Source organism: Methanospirillum sp. (assembly GCF_035406105.1).
Lineage (GTDB): Archaea > Halobacteriota > Methanomicrobia > Methanomicrobiales > Methanospirillaceae > Methanospirillum.
Map to the genome: position 1 here is coordinate 1 of NZ_DAONKG010000012.1, position 21,114 is coordinate 21,114.

Sequence of the window (21,114 nt, forward strand, 5' to 3'; positions counted from 1 at the left end):
TAGCGGATAATGGATCAAAAAGGAAGAAGGTCATTCCCGACAATCCAATCAATGTCCCTTCTGAATCCTTGATAAGCCGCTCACCAGCCTTCCGGTTATCTTTAAATTCATTAAGCATTTTCTGGGGGATACTCTTGATATTATAGAAATTATTAGGAACATCTGTATAATTTGTCTTCGAAAATCCCAGATCCAGCTCTCATCCTCAAACTGTGTGGTATCGGATAATGCATTCTGAAGGAAAGCCAGATTGAGGAGGTATTTTGGATCATCTCATGAATCGGGATATGATGTATTGATTTGATCTTCGAAGGTTTTCCCTTTAGCATCCTGATTCTGACCGGATGATCTGTCATTTCCTGTACCTCCTACAGTTTCTTTCATGACCCACTGCCAGATCCATCATCTTTGCCGGGATTCTTTTGTGAACAGAAAAGTGTTCTAATATGGAGGGATTATATGAACATTTTTTCTGTAGGAAAACCGAATGTAAGTCAGGATAAAACACTCTGAAATAAAGTAAAAAAAGTTCAGGATTTAACCCAAAAATTTTCGTATCGCCCCAGCCCTGATGATCAAATCATTCACACTATCAATCTGGCAGGCCGTAACTGCCTTTTCAATACGAGAGGAGAGATTCATATGCTCCGGATGTGGATCAATATCAATCCATTCCGGGAGAATCTTCTTTACCTCCTCCGGGAGATATGAAGAATCTGGATTAAGATACCTGCAGGCATCATTCAGATCATCGAGAATGTATTTATAATTTTCAAAGACGAATTCGCGATCTTTCTCATTCAATGCCTGTAATCCCAGAATCTCCGGAGGGATTCCGACTGAGTACAATGCCGCGGTCACGGTAATCGCCCGGGGGAGAGAAACACCACCCATGTTCCGGGAATACCCAAATAATCCTACATGGAGCTTTCTTTTTCTGCGACTGGGTACATATGCAGCCACCCGGTTGATCAGCGGAGCAAGGGACTGAATTTGCTTTTGGTACCCTGCAGCATACCGATCGATAAGTCCAATTGCATACTGCTCATCAATCTCCCTCGCAGGTATGACTTCACGTTCCTCAAGGTACCGGATTGCTTGTATCGCATCTTCAAGATTTGAATCATATTTGAATGCAGACTGAATTGTAAAAGTATATGCACCAGCATACTCATCGGTTACCCGTTTTACGGTATCAGGCCGGAGATTTCCCCTGAAAGGGGCCGATCCGGCACCAATAATTGGATAAATGGGAATTCCAGCCTCTTCTGACAGGAGATGTAGGCGCCAGAGTGCGATTTTATTGAGGAGGACTGCGCCAATCTGACCATAATTAACCGCCGGATCAGATCTGGCAAGAAATACACGCTGATAATCCAGATCCTTATCCTGGAAATACCTTCTGAGTATGGAATCAGCGGCCAGCATCCCATCCTTATCCTCAAAAAGCGGTATTACGTGGATCTTATCCGGATGAAAAGGGCCTATCCATTCAGCAATCGTTAAATCCCGCCCTCCAAGCCGCTTATGCTGCTGCCCAATTACAAAGTCGCAGTAATACTGGTAGATGTTATCGATTGCTGCAAACGAGGTTGTCATGGGAAGAATAACCTCAAAGATAGGGGCCTGCTGATCACCGTAAAAATGATGGGCGATATCGAAAGAACGGGGAATGGATCCGAGAGTTTCAAGCAGAATCTTCGCTTCGGTTCGTTCAACCTCCGGATTTGGAACACGTAAAGTAAGAAAGAGATCACGCCCGAGATGATGATCCTGAAAATAATCACCATACCGGGAGAGGAGTTTCTTTACTACATAATTATCGACCTCTTTTCCTTCACAGTCCCACATCTGTTCAGTGCACCCGAGATGAGAATAGACATAATACGCCTCCTTTACTTCATCTTCTCCGGTCAATTCAATATTTTCAGTAAAAAATGGAGTATGGACATTATCCGGATGCTGAGTGCTCATTGTGCGGGGAATAGTATCTTTTGTGTCGTACTGCTCGCCCATAATGTTCACTATCCATTGGTTGCCGCTCCTCATATGAGATTCCCTTGATAGGTTCACACAAGCATATGTGAGATTATTATGAAGGCGAATCAGGAACATATACTGTCCAGCCGTACACATAACGGTGACATGTACGGGATGCTTATTGCAGAACTAAAAACCGCTTTGAGAAGAAGGCATTTAATTAAAAATTACTCTTTGTATTGATTCGGATAATAACCAATAGCAAGGATCGTGCAATCATCACTGAGAAAACCTTCACCAGACCAGGTCCTTACTTCATGATTCAGCAGAGATACTACGTTCTGTGGAGTTTTGGGCATGTGTTCTGATAAGGCTCTGATAACGTTTTCTGTGCCAAATAATTTCCCATCTTTTTCCGCTTCAGTGACACCATCACTTACGATGATAAGGATATCACCATCCTCTAACCGGACCGAATGCGGTATATAGGGTTCATCCTCCATAACACCAGCAGGGAGATTTCCATCAGATTCAAGCATGGATACCCCTGATTTTGAAATAAGAAACGGGGGTGGATGACCGGCATTACAATACCTTACGTCGCCGGTCTGTGGATTCAATATCCCGACAATAAGTGTGATAAACTGTTTAGAATCACCATCTTCAAGGAATGAACGATTGACTTCTCGTATGAGGGAACACGGATCCCGGGTCGTATGAATTTTTGACCGGAGAATCATCCGGGTGGAAGACATAAGAAGTGCAGCAGGAACCCCTTTTCCTGATACATCACCAAGAGCAAAGTACAGGGTCTCGTCATCAAGGCTTAAATAATCATAAAGGTCTCCACCAATATACGACGCAGGAGTCAGGGATGCTGACAGTGATACCTGATCCCATATCCTGTTCGGCTCAGGCAGACAACCCGTCTGTATCTGTCGTGCTGCCTCCAGCTCTCCTTCCATACGAAATATCTTTTTGTTCTTTTCTGCTTCAAGCCGTAGATTGTTAATTATAAAGACAAAAATGCACAATCCTGCAGTAGTTGGAAGGAAGAGATCTATAGTCCCTTCTATTACTTCACCAGGCAGAAGCACATCAGGGTTCACTCCGTTTTTATCAATGAAGAACTGAACGGCAGCGACCAGAAAACCAAGGGCGAACGCATGAGCCATACGAATGATGGCATCCTTATGCAGGTACCAGAATAAACCACCTACTATTCCCACAAGAAAGGTTACGATACATGTAAATATCCCGATTGATTCTCCAATAGCTAAATTTAAGAGAATTCCAAGCATTCCTGCCAGAATTCCTCCGAATGGTCCGGCGATAAGCCCGGCCATCACTGGTCCAAGCATCTGGATACTAATATTATACGGACCAATCTGGACACTGGTCAAAATCCCATAGAGATAAAATAGCCCGCCAATGAGACCCATAAAAAGAACAGAGAATGGAGAGATGGTTTTAGACATAAAAACCGATGCATACCGGCTTCTGGTAAGAAAATATCCAATAAGGGAGAGTACAGCAACCCCATCACAGAGTTGAACAAGTCGTTCTAATTCAAATACCATAATCCCTAATGGTACGTCATGTCAGATATCCTGGTCGGGGTAAATACGTTCATGTAAATGTATGATGGTTCAATATGGTATATGAACATCAACAATGGTTCTGGGTACTAGGTGAACCCTGTAAGTTCATATAAACGTTACTCATATGATTACCTGCATTTATAATCTTGAGAGAGGATCATGAACTGGTTCATATGGGATCCGGCACATTTCAGTGCACTATAAATATCTTCATGTTCATTATTGCTACGAGGAGAGAGGATTCAGAGCGGGACCATGACAGAGACACTGTTTGAACTGAGAAAATTTGTAGCTCCCGAATTTATTATTGGAGTTGATGCCCGCAGACTTGCGGGAAGATATGCTAAAAACCTCGGTGCAAGTCATGTATTTCTTGTCACCGGTCCGAAGATCATCAGTGCCGGCTGGGTTGAAGATGTAACAAAAAGCCTGCAGGATGAGGGAATACGATATACCATTTTTTCTGATGTGTCCCCGAACCCTCGCGATTTCGAAGTCATGAAAGGAGCCGATCTGTATCGTCAGGCCGGTTGTGACGCTGTTATTGCCGTCGGAGGAGGGAGTCCGATTGACTGTGCCAAGGGGATTGGCATTGTTGTTTCCAATAATCAGCACATTCTAGAGTTCGAAGGGGTAGATAATGTCAGAATACCTGCCCCTCCCCTTATCTGTATACCGACAACATCAGGATCTGCTGCAGACGTCTCTCAGTTTGCAATCATTAATGACACCACAAGGAAAGTGAAGATTGCCATCATCAGCAAAAAAATTGTGCCTGATATTTCACTCTGTGATCCGGTCCCTCTTACCTCCCTCACGTTTGAACTGACGGCACATACCGGTATGGATGCCCTCGTTCATAGTATCGAAGCATATGTGTCAAATGCTTCATCACCGGTTACGGACATACAGGCACTTGAATCAATCCGGCTGATCAGTGCGTACCTGCCTCTTGCATACCATCACCTGGATCACATCGGATATCGGTATAAGACCATGTTGGGCAGTCTCCTCGCAGGCCTTGCCTTTTCAAATGCAAGCCTTGGTGCGGTACATGCATTGGCCCACAGCCTGGGTGGTCTGTCTGATCTTCCCCACGGGGAATGTAATGCACTGCTCCTTGAATCGGTCATTGATTTCAATTTTGAAGTATGTCCGGAAAGATACGAAACGATTGCCCAGGCGATGAATGTTGACTGTTCATCCCATGAACCCAGTGAGATAAAACAGAAGTTATTATCTGCTCTTCAGGCCCTGAGAATTGAGCTTGGAATTCGGGAGCGACTCGGCGATCTTGGCGTTTCCAGAGATACAATCGCAGAACTTGCACAATCTGCGATGAGAGATCCCTGTCTGGCCACAAATCCGAGAAGACCCAGCGTACGCGATCTGGAACACATCTATGAAGGAGCACTCTGAAGAAAACCCCGACTGGGATGACCAGCGGATGAAGATCATCGGCCTTGGAGAATCATCAATACGAAAGAGTTACTACCCTGAACTTCAGCAGCGGCTTCATGAGCTGGAAAAGAGTAATGCAGACCTGCTTGATGCGATAGAAGAGATTCAACAAAAAGAAGAAGAACTTCGGCATAATTATGAAGAACTCCGGACTATCCAGTCAGCTCTGGACCTCGCACGGAAAAAATTAAACCTACTCAACTCTCTCACATTTCAGGATATTCAGAATGCTCTTTTTTCATTAAACGGGTATCTGACGCTGACAAAAGAGGCGATAACCCAGGAACCCCTTCAGACATACCTTGAAAAATCCCTCTCACAGATGCAAAAAATTGAGCGGGTTTTGCATATTGCAAAGCAGTACCAGAACCTGGGCATTCATCCACCAAAATGGCAGAATGTAATGGAAACGTATGTATTTGCCGTCTCTCACCTTGACATGTCAGAGTATGAACGAAGTATCTTCCTTGAAGGTCTTGAGGTATTTGCAGATCCGTTACTTGAAGATGCTTTTTTTTATCTCCTTGAAAATATCAAAATTCATAGTGGGCATGCAACGGCATACCGGTTCTTTTACAAAACCTCTGATAATGAAGTCTTCCTTATCCTTGAGGACAACGGAAAAGGCATAGCCTGGGATCAGAAAAATAAGATATTTGAGCGAAGAACTGGGATAACCGGGGGGGTCGGGCTTTTTCTGGTACGGGAGATTCTGTCCCTTACAGATATGACAATTTGCGAGAATGGCAAACCGGGAATAGGGGCACGATTTACAATTACCATTCCCCGAGGTGTCTTTCGGATCAGAGAACAGGCATAATGCAGTGCTCCTGCTTCGTGGGTCATAAAAAACGGCATCATGTAAACCGGGATACTATGAATACAGTACTCATCTTTGGTCTGATTCTTGTTTATGTTCTCATCCAGACCCCCCGGTTTCGGATAAATCTGTGCGGTAGTCGCAGCTAAAAATCTCCATTTATAACCCTTATTTCTTAGTATTCTCATTCCGGTCGCAGGAATCATGTTAATACTTTTGTCTTTTTATACATGAAAGATGACCCGGGGTATCGTAATTGAGAGGAGAGGGCGGACTAAAAAACGTTTTTGCATCAGAGCATGGGGCCAGGTCATGACACCATGTATCCTGGCTGGACTTGGCCTAATTATTCCAGCTATCTCATATTTCTCAACCATTTCCGTAGCTCTCTATTATGGACTCATGATTGCCATGATGACCGTTGAAAAAGAAGCACGTCAAATCGGTATTCATGAGGGAACAAAATATACCGGCCTTATTGTGCTTGATCTCTCTGGTGCCGGGGCACCTGGAGAAGTCATTGTGGCAGGATAATACCCTGAAGAGATATATAGCCCGATATCAGGAACTATTCCGGGATTACTCCAGCCTTTCATACTTGCTGCAACACTTCAGGCAGCGTCAGGATCACGGATGGTTTTAGCCGCGACTATCGCATAGATTTTATCAAAAGGTAGTGACTTTTCAGAATAAACCGGCATCCCGGATCCTCATGTTCGCAGGAGATTCGTGTATGATTTCCTTTGTGAGTGATCCATATTTCTGGCTTGTAAAATGATATCCCTGATATGAAACCACCGGAGTCATCCGCTATTATACCCTTACTCGCGGTAATCGACCTTATTGTAGGGTTGACAGGGGTACTTTTCCAGTACCTCTCAGAATATTCCTCCCCCCCCTAAAGAGGGAGGATTACACACCATTTCCGTTCCATATCGTATGTTCAAGTACTATTCGGACACCGATAAGAATCAGGATGCATCCCCCGAGCAGATCTATCCGCTTTCCGACCAGATGACCGACTTTTCCTCCTGTAAATACACCTCCGATTGAAAAAAACCCTGATATCAGGCCGATTATAAATGCCGGGATAAGAGGAGTGATATGCAGCAGTGCAAAACTGAGACCTACAGCAAGGGCATCAATGCTGGTCGCAACAGCAAGAATCAGAACTGCAACCAGATTGAAAATGTCAGGTGCCTCCTCCTCATGCCCGTCTTTTATCCCATCCAGGATCATTTTTCCACCGATGATGAAAAGAAGTCCTGCTGCAACCCAGTGATCAAATGCAGCAATGGCATCAGCAAAACCTGAACCAAGCAGCCATCCAAGCAGAGTCATACCACTCTGAAACCCACCGAAGAAAAGCGCCAGAATAAGTGCCGCCCGTAAGCGGGAGCTCTTCTGATGACCGCCGACAGCAAAGGAGACTGCAAGACAATCCATTGCAAGACCGATACCTATGAAAACGGATGTGAAAAGGAGATCCATGATACCTTATATAATTAGGGGTTCTTACGAAAGAGGCTATCTGAAAACAAAAAACAGAGAAAATAACAGCTATAATCTCCTTTTATTGCATGATCAGCACGCTTACCGTCAAAACACCAGACATTGTTGTCCTCTCTTTTTGAAATGTGAGGAACGCAATCCGGAACTGGTCTGAACATGAGAATCCTTCCATAAATTGAGAGCTTCCTGAACACAGACCATCTTATCTGCCATTGATTCCAGCTCAGATATTGGATAGTCGAAAAAATCAGAGATGAAAAGCACCGCCTTCCGGTTCTGTGATCGCTCCCGGCATATATGCCCAAAGGGTCCGATATACTCCTCATTATGACGAAACCATTCAGGATCATACTGAATGATGGTTAATCTGGCGGGGTCGGTCTCGAGCATCGCCAATAGATCTATAATATTGCGCTCTTGTATGTATGTAATCCGACTCCTCTCCCCACAAGATGGATGCAGATATATACGCCCCCCATCTGAGTGAATATAGATAATTTTTCCATGCGGAAATTTCCTGGGAATCTCCGCAATCAACCTGGTCAGAAAACTAGCGTATCCAACCAGGATGGTGAATGAATCTTTCGGTATGCTGATAAACGAACTGGTCATAATGTACCCGTATGCCCTTCATTTCACAGGTATAAATAGTTCAGGGATGCAGGGTGAAAGTGATGAGACCAGAGGGGAGATGATGCAGGTTTGCCGGTATGGAGAAGATACGTATTTATTCCGTTATCTGCAGTTACATTCAGAATCATTCCCGCAGGGTACCCAAAGGGGAATACGGATCTTCCTGAACCTTATCCGTACCTGAAGATACATGCACATGTGATGATACACCGGATACCCAGCACACCATCGATACAAGGAGGAGAAAATTAAAAAATGGTTGTTTTACGGAGTAAAGCGGACTATCCTATATTGTCATACTATCTCTGTTTATAATAATTGAAATTGCAGATAGTGATTCTTAAAATAAATCATCGGAGGTCCTGCTCAATATATAAATACCCACTCTCCCAATTGTTCATCTCCAGACATATGAAAAATAGTAGTACAGACAGAATAATACAATGCTTCCTCTTTGCCGGATTCTCACTCATCCTGTTTTTTATTGGCCTCGTAGTCATTCCGTGCTTTGATGGCGGATGTGCATTGATGTTTATCAGCATATTCCTTTTTTTCTCATCCCTTGCTGTTGCAGGCATTATCTTTTACCCAATGTCACGGGCTTTTGATGCGGTGGTGAACGATTCAGACCTTCTGGCTCATTGGACCTATGACCCTTCTTGGTATGCCCGGATTATTGAAAGTGAGTATGAAGAGCATACAAAGAGAAATACTGCCCTGCTTATTATGATTGACGGGATGCTCCTGATATGTGCCCTGTTTTTTATTGTCTTTGTTCCTGATGGTGGTATTGAGACCGGGATTGTTCTGCTCCTTATTGCAGGGCTGATGGTTCTGATTTCAAAATTTACACCCGGATTTTTCAGGAACAGGAAAGCAAAGATGCCAGCAGAGGCGTGGATTAGCACGAGAGGACTTATATATGAGGGAACAGTGTACCCGTATTCCGGATTCTTATATAGTTTTACCGGAGTATCATATCGTGATGAGAAAGAACCGACCCTTGTTTTCAGGTTTTACCAGATCACCGGAGCTAAAATTTATGAACCCTTTGAGATTACTGTTCCGGTTCCAAAAGGTGAAGAAGAAAAGGCAAAAGCAATACCTGCAAAACTGAATTTTTAGTTGGAATATACTTTATGGTCTCGTAAGATCATTCCACACCAGTGGATGTACTCCTTTCAGAGCGAGCATGAGTGATTCAAGGTGAATATTCCCGGCTTTTTCCTTATCGCATGTCCTGCCAAAGCGGGGAGCGCGGCAATTATGACATATTGAAAGAGCAAACGAGTTTGCCGTTTTATGATGTAGAATTTTCCCCAATAAAACTCGTGCTGCTGCATCAGTAGCACCACATAGTGATCGTCTGAGCGGATAGCACCATTCTACACGGTCTCCATCCATTATCAGGAAGAAAACAGGTCGTCCAAACACTTTTGCAAACTCATTTATTTGCCAGACATCAGTATTAAGAAAGGAGAGAACACATTGTTTCAGGCCCGATTATTGCCGGATTGATCGCGTGGGCCTGGATAATAAACCCTCGACCAAGGTTTACCCCAAGCAGGACAGAACTCCTCTTCCGGATAAGTACCAGAGCAATGTCCGGATGTCGAAGATAAGAAATGGACAGATCACAAGGAGGGAGAGTCACGGTGATCTCATCAATGACTGAAGACGAGGGGTACGGCAGAAGGATCCATTCGGTAGGGAAGCGTCTTCGAATCTGCTCAAATGTCCGCTCGCCATACTGGCCGTCGCTGACTACCCCAATCTTCACATCAATCAGCACATAATGAATCAGGAGTTGCAATAGAGTTTGAGATTTCCATCAGACAGCGAGGGTACCACCTGGTTGAACATTCATATCAATCCATTGAATTATTTCATCCCGTACTCTGCGAAAAATCTCCCGTTTCTCTTCATCAGAACCCGTGGCGGCAGAGGGATCCATAAATTCCTTATGAATCGTGTGCTTCACTCCGGGGAAGACCGGACAGACTGCTTTCGCTCCATCACACACTGTTACGACAATATCAATATCGGAATCAATAAATTCTGAGAGAGCTTTGGATCTTTGACCAGATATATCAATTCCACGTTCATTCATTACTTCTATTGCAAGAGGATGGATGTGTGTAACTTCTGTTCCAGCACTATAGGCAGTATACCGATCGCCATACCGGTTATTGATATATCCTTCTGCTATCTGTGATCTGGCAGAGTTGTGGGTACAAATAAACAATATACTCGGCTTATTCATAATCAAAGCAATAGTTGTTATTCATACGATGCTATAACGATTCTCTCAATATACTCTATAGAAATAAGAAATGATGAAAATTATAAATACTGACTTTACTCTGGCTGATATACGAAAAACAGAGAGAATATTTTCCGTCTGACACCATATCATTCCCTTTATTCTGACAGGACGAGTGAACATACAATTGTCCAGATACATACGTGAAATATATGTAAGAGAAATTTCAAATGAAATTGAATCACAATTGTGATCGCTATGAGCACATCAGACCACATTCAAAAAACTACCCAACAAAAACCAAAAAAACTCGGTTTTTTTGAGAAGTATCTTTCCATATGGGTATTGATATGTATTGCTCTTGGAATTCTCTTTGGTAGATACGCTCCAAATGTGGCAAAATATCTGGACAGTCTCTCAGTTTATAGTGGAGAAGCCCCAATTATTTCAATACCCATAGCGCTCTGTCTGTTTTTTATGATGTATCCCATTATGGTCAAGATCGATTTTTCTGAAGTGTTGAAAGCAGGAAAGAATATCAAACCGGTGAGTCTGACTCTTTTTGTAAACTGGGCTATTAAACCATTTACGATGTATATCATTGCCACTGTCTTCCTTGGATATCTATTCCTTCAGTTTATCGGCCCTGATGCTGTTGATCTTATCAAAATGCCATTTGGAGTGGATCTTCCCGTTGGTTCGTCATATGGAGATGGAACAGTAGTACTGGAAAACGGGGTAAAGATGCTTGAGATTCCTCTCTGGAGGAGCTATTTAGCTGGATGTATCCTACTCGGTATTGCTCCCTGCACGGCAATGGTTCTGGTCTGGGGATACCTGGCAAAAGGAAATGACGGGCATACCCTGGTTATGGTAGCAATAAACTCTCTTTCAATGCTCGTTCTGTATGGACCACTCGGAGGGTTTCTCCTAGGAGTCGGACAATTACCAGTTCCATGGGAAGCTCTTGCATTATCCATTGCAATTTATGTTGCTCTTCCCCTGGTCTGTGGATATGTATCAAGGATTCTTCTGATCAGGTATAAAGGTGAAGAATGGTTTAAAACAAAATTTATGCATTTTTTGACGCCGGTGACGATCTTGGCACTGTTAGTCACGTTGATCCTGCTCTTCACTTTTAAGGGAGAGGTTATTGTAAAGGATCCTCTCACAATTCTCTGGATTGCAATTCCATTATTCATTCAGACGCTACTTATCTTTTCGCTCGGGTATGCCCTATCAAAAGCGTGGAGATTTTCCTATGAAGATGCTGCTCCTACTGCCATGATCGGAGCATCAAACCATTTTGAAGTAGCCATAGCGACCGCAACAATTCTCTTCGGCCTTTCATCAGGAGCAGCTCTCGCAACTGTTGTCGGGGTTCTCATAGAAGTTCCAACTATGCTTATGCTTGTAAGGATCTGTCTCCTCACAAGAGGGTGGTTTCCGGCGAAGGGGCATATTCCGGCATAATCTTTTTTCAGAGTGAGGGAAATTCAAGAAAGTTTGTAATACCTTACGTGAAAATCAATAATCAGTTTTTGGTACATTTGTGAAAATTATCTATGTGGAGTTTCTGAATGAAAAAAAGGGATCTTACGATAACCGGAGCACTCATTTTATGTGCTCTTTTTCTCACGCTCTTTGCCGGATGTACAGGAACCAGTTCCGGTAATGAATCACAGGGGAAAAATGGAACTGTTTTACCTTCTAAATTGCCGGAGATTACCAAAGTGGAACTCTACCATTTTCATGGTAATCAACAATGTTATTCCTGTATTCTCCTTGGAGATCTGGCTGAGAAAGTAGTGAAACAAAATTATTCGGATGAATTAGCATCTGGGAAACTCGTATTTGGTCATATCAATGCAGAAGATCCTGATAACAGGGATGTCGTACAAAAATATGAAGTGGTATCTTCTTCGCTGATGCTAGGAGTGTACACTAAAGATTCATTTACAAAACAGGACCTCGTAGGGCTCTGGTATAGAATTGGAAATGAAGAAGAATATGCCAGATATTTGACAGGAATTCTGGATCCATTTCTGAAGGGTGAGCAGTCTTGAGTGACCTCATGTCGTTTATGGAAGCAATGGGAAGTAGTGATATTCCCCTTGTTGCTGCCTTTTTCATAGGCCTGATGATGGCCATAAGTCCCTGTCCGCTGGCTACTAATATTACTGCCATTGCATATATCTCCCGAAACCTCTCATCCGGGAGACATACCTTTCTTGTTGGGTGTTTGTACACGCTCGGAAGATCACTTGTTTATGTGGGTATTGCAGCTCTCATTGTTATGGGTGGTCTGAAAGTTCAGTCAATATCACTATTTCTTCAGCAGTATGGCGATCTCCTGTTAGGACCGATTCTTCTGATTTGTGGTATTGTCATGCTTGAAATCATTCCCATCAGTATGAAATTTGAACATGAGGGTCTTTCAAATCTGAAAGAAAATCTTTCAAAAAAAATCATTAATAAAGGGTTTTTTGGAGGGTTTCTTCTGGGGGTATTATTTGCACTTAGTTTTTGTCCCTTCAGTGCTGTTCTCTTCTTTGGCATGCTCGTCCCTCTGGCATTAAGTATCCAGGACCCGGTTGGTGTTCCTCTTTTATTTGGTATAGCAACCGGACTTCCGGTTATCATCTTCGCAGCCCTTCTTTCAACCGGTGTTGGCCGGTGTGGAGCAGTGATGAACAAAGTACAGAATACCGAAGTGCTATTTCGACGGATAGTTGCTGTACTTTTCATAATAATCGGTGTATATTATACACTCAATGTGTATCTACCTGGTTAACAGGAAAATACAGCGGAAGTTTCTTTTTTCAGAAAACTATATATAAGATTCAAATAAAATTGAATCTAAGGCAGATGATAATATATCCGGATTTTTTTACAAAATCATTTCCCGTGTCTTTTCTCTTCATCATGCCTCCCGGAAATATTCATCTGACGGTTTATTCAGCAATTCCTTTTGGAGTAATCGTATGAAATTATTAATAGATAACCAAAATTTTATCATAGAAGCGTTTATTCTTGTTGTAGTCATTCTCATGACCGTAATTACGGTTGGCTCTGCAGCCATTACCAATACAACGGAATCATCAGTTGAAAAAGTTGAAGTCTATCATTTCCACCCGACACATGGATGTTATACCTGCACAACAATGGGGAAAAATGCAGAAGATACGATAAAGACGTACTTCCCAAATGAATTAGAAAGCAGGAAAATCATCTTTGACCATATCAATTTTCAGGATCCCGCAAATGCCGAACTGGTAAAAAAGTATGAAGTGAGCGGATCATCACTCATGATTGGTGTCTATGATCAAAATGGTTTCCATAAAGAAGAGAATATAAAAGTATGGTATCTGGCAGGAAAAAAAGATGAATCCATGACATATCTGAAAGAACTTATTAAAAAACGTCTTGCGGGTGACTTTTCCGAATAAACTCATTTTTCAATGAGTTCATTTCTGAATATTCGGACATGGAGTGGTGAGTATAATCTTTATAATAACACCCTCGAACGAATTCAGAGTAGCTGGGATTAACTGGCAAAACATTACAATCAAGCGGAGTGTCATATTCAGAAAGAAATCATTCTCTTTTCCTGAACGGAATCAATCATGGTGTCAGGGGGAAATGATGAACGGATGACGGTGAAGGGTCTGTTAATACCCTTTCCACCATGGAAAAATTGAGAGTATGGATTTTTTAATTCAAGTGATTATACCTACATTTGCAAGTATCTGAAACAACAATCCGGCCAGAACTGCAACCCCCAACACCGTTCCTACAAATGCTATTACCAATCTTTTTTCAAAGATAAAAGCCAGTAATGTTACTTCTGGTATACTTGCCCCTGCACCGCCAATTATGAGGGCCATTACCGCACCGATTCCCATTCCTTTTTCTAGGAGAACGGCACTTATGGGGATGAATACCCGAGATGACTACCATAGAGAACGTAATTCAATATTATGTTGCCAGAAAATCTGTGTATACGTAATCATGTGTTCCCTTCAGATACTTTTTATCGCAATCTGCCATGATCTGCTATGCATTACAAACCAAAGTGATTCCGGAGAACGATCAGAAAAATGAAGGTGGATCATGTTCCTAAAGAAAGAACCTGCTTTTCTGCTGAATAAAACAAAGAATATAAAGAATAATTCCTTTTTTATTTTGGTTCGTTCCATTTCTTATATAATAGGGAAACCAGTAAGAACGCATTCGTTATCACCATCCGAATACCGGTGGTAAATCCGATAAAAATTATGAAAGCGAAATGTTCGTGAATGCCTTTTTTATCTATCGCAGATTTTTCTCTGAAACGACTGGCAATAATGTTTTGTTACAAAACACATCGCACTGCAATAAGAACATAGAAAACGAAAGATATCTCTTGAAAAAAACGCAATAGGGAATCGGTCCGGAGTATAATCGACATGCGCTACCAATGATACTTCCAACTGTTACAAGATATAAGAGAAAATGTTGCTAATTTTTTAACGTTACCTGCGGAGTGACCGGAGAGAGGATCAGGAATGCGTTAATCGGGCGGTTTTTGGAGACTCCAGGAAAAACACAAAAACCACTCTCGGTATCGAGGGGGATTTTATTATTCTTCAGAGATCGGAATGAGTTCGATTTACCCTTAGGGTACCAGAAATACCCAATATATGATCCAGCCAAGAGAGAATCTTTAGTGAATAAAAATCCTTGCATTTCTTTTACACGGAACAACCGTAATTTGTGAGAGAGACACTCTTATATAGTTTCGAATGCTAATTCAATAAATGTTGAAATATTCTGATGAACTGTCAGAAAACATGTGATGTGAAAAATCATGCCATTTATGATGCCATTCTTTGGATTTCCCGTTTATTTCATTATCGGGATACTGATTATCTGTGCAATCATGATGCTCCTGATGATGCTTGTCATGCGAAGAATGATCATGCAGGGAGGGTGCTGCCCGTGCTGCCGTAGTCTTCAAATAGAACAGAATGGACCAAAAATTATGGAAAACAAGTGATATCAATGATAGATATTCTTACCGGAGCAATCCTGCTAGGATGGTCAACCCTCGTTGCATACCTCTCTGAACATGTTATTACCTGTCTTATTCCTGCTTTTTTTATCGCCGGAGGAATAGCAGCATTTGTTAAAAAGGATGCGATTTTAAAATATTTCAGCCCGGATGCCAGAAAATCAGTAAGTTATGGAATTGCTTCTGTATCAGGCACTGTCCTCGCAGTCTGCAGTTGTACAATTTTACCAATGTTTGCCGGAATTCTTAAAAAAGGAAGTGGCATTGGTCCGGCTATCACGTTCCTCTATGCAGGGCCGGCGATAAACATTCTTGCAATCGTCTACTCTGCAAAAGTCCTCGGACTTGACATTGGAATTGCCCGCGCTACCTCGGCAATTCTTCTGTCAATAGTTATCGGTCTTCTCATGGCACTCATTTTTAAAGAGCATGATGACAATGTCCGGGCACAAGCAAAAAAGAATCCACGGATTCCTTCCGGAGAAGAGGAACGGCCAAAATGGGTTGTACTGGCATTCTTCATCTTTCTGATTGGTATTCTGCTAATTGCAACATCAAAACTTGACATCTTTATCAGGCTCCTGATCGTCTACTTCCTCTCAATGGCGGTTGCGTTCCTACTCATTTACTATTTTAGTCGTGACGAAGTTACCGAATGGGGATATGAGATCTGGGATCTGACAAAGAAAATATTCCCAATTCTGGTGATAGGAACTTTTGCCCTGGGAGTTCTCTCGTTCTTTATCCCTCCGGAGACCTTCAAACCATATATCGGAGACAATTCTCTCCTTGCAAACTTTATCGCGGCAATAATCGGAGCAATTCTCTATATGCCAACCCTCCTTGAAGTACCAGTTATCGGAACGACCCTTGGATACCTTTCCGGAAATATGGCAAAAGGACCTGCTCTCTCGCTCCTGCTGACCGGCCCTTCGATAAGTCTGCCAAGTATCTTGGTACTCACGCGGGTCATGGGTCCAAAAAAGACCGGAGTATATGTGGTACTTGTTGTAATCTTCTCCACAATTGCCGGATATGTATTCGGAAACAGCGGGCTCTGATCAAAATGACTGGAGACAAACCCTGTTGTCCGGCGGATGCACTCCGGCGGATAAAAATGATCCCGGTAAATGGGATCCCAACTGGTATTACCATGCTGGATGAGATAATCTCCGAGGTAAAGGAGATGAATCTCACTTCTGAGCAGCAGATAAAAGAGATTCTGCTTAAGAAGGTGAAAGTGTACAATTACATCTCCAAAGGTGCTGAGGAGATGTATGCGAAAGCAATTGTAGCGGAGTATAACAAATCCTGAAAAAGAATACCTGAAACCTGCAGTATCTCACAGCCTGACTCCCATTCATCGAATGAACCGGAATACCCCTATGAGATATGCACGAATGCCTCTCAACAATTATTGTAATATTATGCAACATGCAACAAACCCTGAAAAAATCCGAAATCAGGCAATGTCTTTACGAACAATCCTTGGATTGAAGGGATCACCCATCGGAGTAAAATTTGTTCAAAATCCAGCAAGCTCATCAGCGGATGATGAGCAAAAAAATTCCGATGCGTTTTTGCCAGGGACTGATGCGGGCACGACATGGAGAGATAAGTATTGCCAGGGAAAATATCACGTGTCCAGGAGCTGCCCGGGCATTTGGATTCAAACCTCTCCCTGAACCACTCCGGACCGGAAAAGGTCTAATCGGATTCTGATTTGTCTCGGATAAGAAAGTTGCAGAGCAGATGTTTGAAAGAGGAATATGCATGGACGGGATGTGCCTCTCTCTAAACAAAAGATGATATACTTAAACAACAAAAGTATTTCAAAATAAGGTGAAATATGAAACTTGAAATTTTAGGTACTGGATGCACGAAATGCAAACGAATGTATGACAATGTAACTGAAGCCGTAAAAAAATCCGGAATTCAGGCTGAGGTAATAAAAATTGAGGCCCTGGAGGATATCGTGAGCAGAGGAGTAATGATGACTCCGTCCCTGTTCCTTGACGGAGAAGAAGTTATTGCCGGTCGGGTTCCAACAGTCAATGAGATCATTGAAATCATCAAGGAGAGTGCATAATGACAGAGCAGGCACCATGCAGCTGTGGACAAAGTGAAAAGATCCGATTGATTTTTCCATGCTCAGGACAAGCGAATACCGGGCAGATTTCAAACCAGGCAGCAATTCAATTATCTGACGAGGGATATGGCAGTTTTGTTTGTACTGCCCTTCTTGCATCCGGATCAGAGTCTCTTGCTGAGCGTGGCCGCGAAGTTCAAGAAGTTGTCGCCATAGATGGATGCGGGATGAAATGTGCACGAAAAATTGTTGAGCAGGCTGGAGTTCCGGTTCATCAGCACCTGGTTGTGACTGAGCTTGGGGTTACGAAAAATTCGGCAGACCGAACTTTTACAAAGGAACAGGTTGAGTGTATTGTCTCTGCCGCCTGGAAAGGGGAAGGAAAAAACAAAGAATCAGACACTGAAAAGAAAAACTCTTCCGGAGGGTGTGGTTGCGGCGGAAATTGCGTTTAAAAATCTCTTCTTTGTATAATGTCATATGATTCGGAAATTACGGTAATCACCTGTTCAGGGATCTCAAACACCGGTAAACTTACAGCAAAAGTTGGTGAGATACTTATCCAGCGATGCCCGGGTCAGATTGAAGTGTGTCTTCCTGCCAGGGCGGAAGCAAACAAGATGAAAGATGCCCTCATTCATGCTGACCACATACTGGTTGTTGACGGGTGTAATGACTGTTGCGGGAGGAAAAAACTCAGGGAACATGGATATGAACCGGATATTCATATTATCGCCACCGAATGTGGGATTGTAAAGAATGGTATGGAAGATCCACGTTTTGATGAGATTGAACTTCTGACATCTGTTATTCGGGAAAAAATCCGGTAAATCCTATCTCCGGTGATTTACTCTCCTTATTGCATCTTAATCCAGAAAAAGCCGAGAGCAGGGATTCTGATACCCCTATTACTTTTGGCAGTATTCCTTTCATTGGTATTCTCTCCGGCGGATGCGGATGTAAACAGATTTTTACTTTAGAAAAATCTCTCTTCAAAAAAATGCACATCATATAGAACTCCACCCCCAAAATCACTGGAAGTGTATCATTTTCACGAAACCCGTCATTGTTACTCCTGCCGGGTGCTTATGGAACTGGTGGAAGAAGCAATGAATAGGTCATTCAGAACGGAAATGGATGAAGGGAAAATCATCTTCAGACACGTGAATGTTGACTATTTAGAAAACACAGACCAACTTACCCGGTTTGGGCAGACATCATCTTCAATGATGATTGGCTTTCTATAATTTTATCCGTATGATAAAAATATCACTCCTCCCAAAAATTCCGATCCTTCTCTTGAATAGTATTGTGGTTTTAGATATGGATTGAAAGGCTTTTTTAAAATATACAGTTCTCATAAAAAATTAAGTAAAAATCGGAACCAGAATAATGATTCCCATTATTAGCATGATAACCCCGATAATAATTCTAAGCAGACTCTTTCGCTCATCTCTCCATGAATTCAGTTTCTCCGGAGAAAGACCAAAGATCACCAGGAGAAGAATAGCAATGAGGGGGAGTATAACTACAAAGTTATATGCAAGAAGATACAATAGACCGGACTGGAAATCCTGATATATCATCCCAAGTATTGAAATGTATATCCCCACCGTGCAGGCCATTCCATACAGACCTGTCAGCGCACCAACGATAAATCCTGCAGGAATACTTGCGATCTTAAGATATTTAGAGATAGAACTTTTCTTTGACTGGGGTATTGAAAAGAGTGCGTGTGGATTTTTTAAAAGACCATCTTTTATCTGGAACAGTCCGGCGATAATTGCAATGATTCCTGCAGCGATTAGGAATATCCGAGCAACACCCGGAATCTGGATGACTGAAAAGATCGCAAATCCGGATAAGACCCTGACCAGGAAAAAAGCCAGAATGTATGCCGAACCTACCAGGAGAATGGTCTTCCGGGAATCTGACGCCATAAGTGAGACCAGCAGAAGGGCGAGGACCAGAAGACCACATGGATTTAATCCTTCTCCTAATGCTGCCAAAACAAGAATCACAGGATTAATCGTTATGGGTTCTACAGGAGCAGAGCGATCATCGATAACCTTGGGGGGGCCATGAGTCTGAATTTCACCCACCTTCTGTTCAAAATTTGAAAAAATAGCATCCTCACCGATAAGTGCATGATCTCCAATAAAAATCACCGGTACAAACAATACCTCTTCCGGATGCATCTTTCTGAATGTCTCAAACAAGAGAATGTCATCTTGGTTATCGGCGATATTGTGATATTGGATACGAACGTCCGGATGTGCTTTTTCATATTGTTCAATATATGGCATAACCTTGTGACAGGAGGAACACAAAGGACTGTAAAAGAAATGTATTGCTGACTTTTCGGGGGAATTCGCAGATGAGTTATCAAATTCTGCGGCACTTACTCCGGCCATTAGCATGAGGGAAGCGCAAATAGTTGCGACTAGGACCAATACAATTCCGTTTTGGTTTTTTCTTATGGAAATCATATCTTTACCATATTATTTCGTGAATATTCCTTCTTCAGACTTCTGACTGAGATGAACAGAATCGATTGAAGATTCAACAATTATTGAAATGCGTGTTCGATTTATTTATTATTTTGGTTTACCACGAAAACCGGCAGACATACCAGACGGGATGATTATGAACAGGTTCAATTAACGAACAATTAACACATTCTTTGCATTCAAACTCAAGCGTAGAGGAGAGGATCTGATACTTCCTGAGGTGTTCCTTGATTTCCTGTTTCATTGGTTCTATCTGATCCACATCCCGGACACAGGAATATACATCGGTATCAAGCATATGGATGGTAGAACAGAGGCTCCAAAGATGCATATGATTACATCCTCCACGCCTGGAAAAAACCTGATCTCTGCAATTACTTCGTCAAAACGAACCGACCGGGGAGCGAACTGAAAGAGAACAGAGATCGTCTCCCTGATAGTTCCAATGGCGGTCCTGATAATTATTTCCGCTTTGAATGGGGGCAGGAGAGAGGAGACACGGGTATGCTTCCCGGAGAATAATCAGACCGACTATGACCAGGAGTATGCCATTGATACATGCAGGCAATATCTCTGTCCGGTGCAGCCCGTATGTCCTCTTTGGAGTTGCAATGCTCGTTGCAAGAATCATTGTCACGAGAGAGAAGCAAGGAAAGGAGAACACTCAACATATGCCCTGCACCGTTTATGAGTGCAAGGGAACCAGAAAGAAAGCCGGCTGTCAGCTCTACAATAAAAAAGAGCACTGTGATAAAGACGGAGAGTTGTAATCGGAAAATCGCCGTAGTAGGGCAATACACAGATTAGGGGCACATGTTATCTTAAAAAGATATAATCCTTGAGATGTGAAGAATCGGACATCAATTTATAGTTTTTTCAGTTCAGGCATGGCTTATGAATACTTTTAATTCATTTGAAGTTGACTCACAAATATCTGACCCGAAATGGTGTGCCCATAAGGATGTCAGAAGAATGTGAGGTGAATGAAAATGACAAAATTGTATGCAAAAATGATTGCTGAGGCTATGGCAGCACAGCGGGCGGATGTAGAAACCGTCCGAAAAAAGAGAGGGCAGAATTTTGAGGTTGCCGATGCTCAGCCATATCTTGATGCAGTACAGCAGATGAAACCCATCGAAGAGCAATCTGCTGCCGTTTTCGCTCTCCACACCGAATCCGTAAAAGCGCATTT

Annotated in this window: 29 protein-coding genes; 18 read left to right on the forward strand and 11 right to left on the reverse strand. The window is 42.5% G+C overall.

The window, feature by feature from the left end:
* Positions 1–537 precede the first annotated feature (537 nt).
* Together ppcA and PLA23_RS01265 are read right to left on the reverse strand one after the other, a co-directional pair.
* The gene (gene ppcA / locus PLA23_RS01260) at positions 538–2,049 is read right to left on the reverse strand and encodes a phosphoenolpyruvate carboxylase (protein ID WP_324473675.1); all 1,512 of its coding nucleotides are present in this window, start codon (positions 2,047–2,049) and stop codon (positions 538–540) included.
* A gap of 158 nt (positions 2,050–2,207) precedes the next feature.
* Positions 2,208–3,560, reverse strand: coding sequence for a PP2C family protein-serine/threonine phosphatase (locus PLA23_RS01265; RefSeq protein WP_324473677.1), 1,353 nt, complete (start codon positions 3,558–3,560; stop codon positions 2,208–2,210).
* A gap of 276 nt (positions 3,561–3,836) precedes the next feature.
* Between PLA23_RS01265 and ercA the strand changes: the two genes are divergently transcribed.
* The 3 genes from ercA (at position 3,837) to PLA23_RS01280 (ending at position 6,396) form a co-directional block, all read left to right on the forward strand.
* Entirely contained in the window at positions 3,837–5,000 is a 1,164-nt protein-coding gene (ercA, locus tag PLA23_RS01270; RefSeq protein ID WP_324473679.1) for an alcohol dehydrogenase-like regulatory protein ErcA, read from the forward strand.
* Positions 4,984–5,862 carry an ATP-binding protein gene (locus PLA23_RS01275; protein WP_324473681.1) on the forward strand — a complete coding sequence of 293 codons (879 nt, stop codon included), beginning with the start codon at positions 4,984–4,986 and terminating at the stop codon, positions 5,860–5,862. Before ercA ends, PLA23_RS01275 begins: the two co-directional genes overlap by 17 nt.
* 312 nt (positions 5,863–6,174) lie before the next feature.
* On the forward strand, positions 6,175–6,396 hold the full coding sequence (locus PLA23_RS01280; RefSeq protein ID WP_324473683.1) for a hypothetical protein: 222 nt from the start codon (positions 6,175–6,177) through the stop codon (positions 6,394–6,396).
* A 378-nt stretch (positions 6,397–6,774) separates the two neighbouring features.
* On the opposite strand, the gene PLA23_RS01285 is transcribed toward PLA23_RS01280, so the two are convergent.
* Positions 6,775–7,353, reverse strand: coding sequence for a manganese efflux pump MntP (locus PLA23_RS01285; RefSeq protein WP_324327958.1), 579 nt, complete (start codon positions 7,351–7,353; stop codon positions 6,775–6,777).
* 108 nt (positions 7,354–7,461) lie between these two features.
* Positions 7,462–7,764 (reverse strand): hypothetical protein, encoded by a 303-nt coding sequence (locus tag PLA23_RS01290; protein ID WP_324327960.1) that lies wholly within the window; start codon positions 7,762–7,764, stop codon positions 7,462–7,464.
* A gap of 654 nt (positions 7,765–8,418) precedes the next feature.
* On the opposite strand from PLA23_RS01290, the gene PLA23_RS01295 reads away from it, so the two are divergent.
* Positions 8,419–9,132 (forward strand): hypothetical protein, encoded by a 714-nt coding sequence (locus tag PLA23_RS01295; protein WP_324327962.1) that lies wholly within the window; start codon positions 8,419–8,421, stop codon positions 9,130–9,132.
* A gap of 12 nt (positions 9,133–9,144) precedes the next feature.
* Here PLA23_RS01295 and PLA23_RS01300 read toward each other — a convergent pair whose 3' ends face one another.
* The 3 genes from PLA23_RS01300 to PLA23_RS01310 are packed head-to-tail and all read right to left on the reverse strand — an operon-like array spanning position 9,145 to position 10,270.
* Complete coding sequence (locus PLA23_RS01300) at positions 9,145–9,504, reverse strand: DUF166 family protein (RefSeq protein WP_324328008.1); 360 nt, start codon at positions 9,502–9,504, stop codon at positions 9,145–9,147.
* Complete coding sequence (locus tag PLA23_RS01305; protein WP_324327964.1) at positions 9,476–9,799, reverse strand: DUF166 family protein; 324 nt, start codon at positions 9,797–9,799, stop codon at positions 9,476–9,478. The genes PLA23_RS01300 and PLA23_RS01305 overlap by 29 nt, the downstream gene beginning before the upstream one ends.
* 39 nt (positions 9,800–9,838) lie before the next feature.
* The gene (locus PLA23_RS01310; protein WP_324327966.1) at positions 9,839–10,270 is read right to left on the reverse strand and encodes an arsenate reductase ArsC; all 432 of its coding nucleotides are present in this window, start codon (positions 10,268–10,270) and stop codon (positions 9,839–9,841) included.
* Between the two features lie 258 nt (positions 10,271–10,528).
* On the opposite strand from PLA23_RS01310, the gene arsB reads away from it, so the two are divergent.
* The 4 genes from arsB (at position 10,529) to PLA23_RS01330 (ending at position 13,719) form a co-directional block, all read left to right on the forward strand.
* Entirely contained in the window at positions 10,529–11,743 is a 1,215-nt protein-coding gene (gene arsB, locus PLA23_RS01315; protein ID WP_324473684.1) for an ACR3 family arsenite efflux transporter, read from the forward strand.
* 107 nt (positions 11,744–11,850) lie between these two features.
* Entirely contained in the window at positions 11,851–12,336 is a 486-nt protein-coding gene (locus tag PLA23_RS01320) for a nitrophenyl compound nitroreductase subunit ArsF family protein (protein WP_324327968.1), read from the forward strand.
* On the forward strand, positions 12,333–13,064 hold the full coding sequence (locus PLA23_RS01325) for an aromatic aminobenezylarsenical efflux permease ArsG family transporter (protein ID WP_324327970.1): 732 nt from the start codon (positions 12,333–12,335) through the stop codon (positions 13,062–13,064). Before PLA23_RS01320 ends, PLA23_RS01325 begins: the two co-directional genes overlap by 4 nt.
* A 190-nt stretch (positions 13,065–13,254) precedes the next feature.
* On the forward strand, positions 13,255–13,719 hold the full coding sequence (locus tag PLA23_RS01330) for a nitrophenyl compound nitroreductase subunit ArsF family protein (protein ID WP_324327972.1): 465 nt from the start codon (positions 13,255–13,257) through the stop codon (positions 13,717–13,719).
* Positions 13,720–13,989: 270 nt separating this feature from the next.
* Here PLA23_RS01330 and PLA23_RS01335 read toward each other — a convergent pair whose 3' ends face one another.
* Positions 13,990–14,208: a permease gene (locus PLA23_RS01335; RefSeq protein ID WP_324328010.1), complete on the reverse strand. Its 219-nt coding sequence runs from the start codon at positions 14,206–14,208 to the stop codon at positions 13,990–13,992.
* 911 nt (positions 14,209–15,119) lie between these two features.
* Between PLA23_RS01335 and PLA23_RS01340 the strand changes: the two genes are divergently transcribed.
* The 8 genes from PLA23_RS01340 to PLA23_RS01375 all read left to right on the forward strand — a co-directional run bounded on the left by PLA23_RS01340 (position 15,120) and on the right by PLA23_RS01375 (position 18,659).
* Positions 15,120–15,308, forward strand: a complete 189-nt coding sequence (locus PLA23_RS01340) for a hypothetical protein (protein WP_324327974.1) — start codon at positions 15,120–15,122, stop codon at positions 15,306–15,308.
* A gap of 5 nt (positions 15,309–15,313) precedes the next feature.
* A complete protein-coding gene (locus tag PLA23_RS01345) occupies positions 15,314–16,384 on the forward strand; it encodes a permease (RefSeq protein WP_324473685.1) in 1,071 nt (356 codons plus the stop codon).
* Positions 16,385–16,389: 5 nt separating this feature from the next.
* Positions 16,390–16,638, forward strand: coding sequence for a hypothetical protein (locus tag PLA23_RS01350; protein WP_324327977.1), 249 nt, complete (start codon positions 16,390–16,392; stop codon positions 16,636–16,638).
* Positions 16,639–16,916: 278 nt separating this feature from the next.
* Positions 16,917–17,045, forward strand: a complete 129-nt coding sequence (locus tag PLA23_RS01355) for a DUF169 domain-containing protein (protein ID WP_324473686.1) — start codon at positions 16,917–16,919, stop codon at positions 17,043–17,045.
* A 127-nt stretch (positions 17,046–17,172) separates the two neighbouring features.
* Positions 17,173–17,412 (forward strand): thioredoxin family protein, encoded by a 240-nt coding sequence (locus PLA23_RS01360; protein ID WP_324327980.1) that lies wholly within the window; start codon positions 17,173–17,175, stop codon positions 17,410–17,412.
* Positions 17,412–17,867 (forward strand): putative zinc-binding protein, encoded by a 456-nt coding sequence (locus PLA23_RS01365; RefSeq protein WP_324327982.1) that lies wholly within the window; start codon positions 17,412–17,414, stop codon positions 17,865–17,867. The genes PLA23_RS01360 and PLA23_RS01365 overlap by 1 nt, the downstream gene beginning before the upstream one ends.
* An 18-nt stretch (positions 17,868–17,885) precedes the next feature.
* Positions 17,886–18,242: a putative zinc-binding protein gene (locus PLA23_RS01370; RefSeq protein WP_324327984.1), complete on the forward strand. Its 357-nt coding sequence runs from the start codon at positions 17,886–17,888 to the stop codon at positions 18,240–18,242.
* A 210-nt stretch (positions 18,243–18,452) separates the two neighbouring features.
* Positions 18,453–18,659 carry a hypothetical protein gene (locus PLA23_RS01375; RefSeq protein WP_324473688.1) on the forward strand — a complete coding sequence of 69 codons (207 nt, stop codon included), beginning with the start codon at positions 18,453–18,455 and terminating at the stop codon, positions 18,657–18,659.
* A 120-nt stretch (positions 18,660–18,779) separates the two neighbouring features.
* Here the strand turns inward: PLA23_RS01375 and PLA23_RS01380 are convergent, their stop codons facing one another.
* From PLA23_RS01380 to PLA23_RS01390, 3 genes are all read right to left on the reverse strand, one after another.
* Positions 18,780–19,718 (reverse strand): hypothetical protein, encoded by a 939-nt coding sequence (locus PLA23_RS01380; RefSeq protein WP_324327986.1) that lies wholly within the window; start codon positions 19,716–19,718, stop codon positions 18,780–18,782.
* 301 nt (positions 19,719–20,019) lie between these two features.
* The gene (locus tag PLA23_RS01385; protein WP_324327988.1) at positions 20,020–20,253 is read right to left on the reverse strand and encodes a hypothetical protein; all 234 of its coding nucleotides are present in this window, start codon (positions 20,251–20,253) and stop codon (positions 20,020–20,022) included.
* A gap of 51 nt (positions 20,254–20,304) precedes the next feature.
* Complete coding sequence (locus PLA23_RS01390) at positions 20,305–20,553, reverse strand: hypothetical protein (protein ID WP_502883585.1); 249 nt, start codon at positions 20,551–20,553, stop codon at positions 20,305–20,307.
* Between PLA23_RS01390 and PLA23_RS01395 the strand changes: the two genes are divergently transcribed.
* Both PLA23_RS01395 and PLA23_RS01400 read left to right on the forward strand, forming a co-directional pair.
* Complete coding sequence (locus PLA23_RS01395; protein WP_324473692.1) at positions 20,474–20,692, forward strand: hypothetical protein; 219 nt, start codon at positions 20,474–20,476, stop codon at positions 20,690–20,692. The two genes, PLA23_RS01390 and PLA23_RS01395, sit on opposite strands and share 80 nt — an antisense overlap.
* A gap of 219 nt (positions 20,693–20,911) precedes the next feature.
* Positions 20,912–21,114 (forward strand): DUF2193 family protein (locus PLA23_RS01400; RefSeq protein WP_324473694.1); only part of this gene is annotated, 203 nt, incomplete at its 3' end.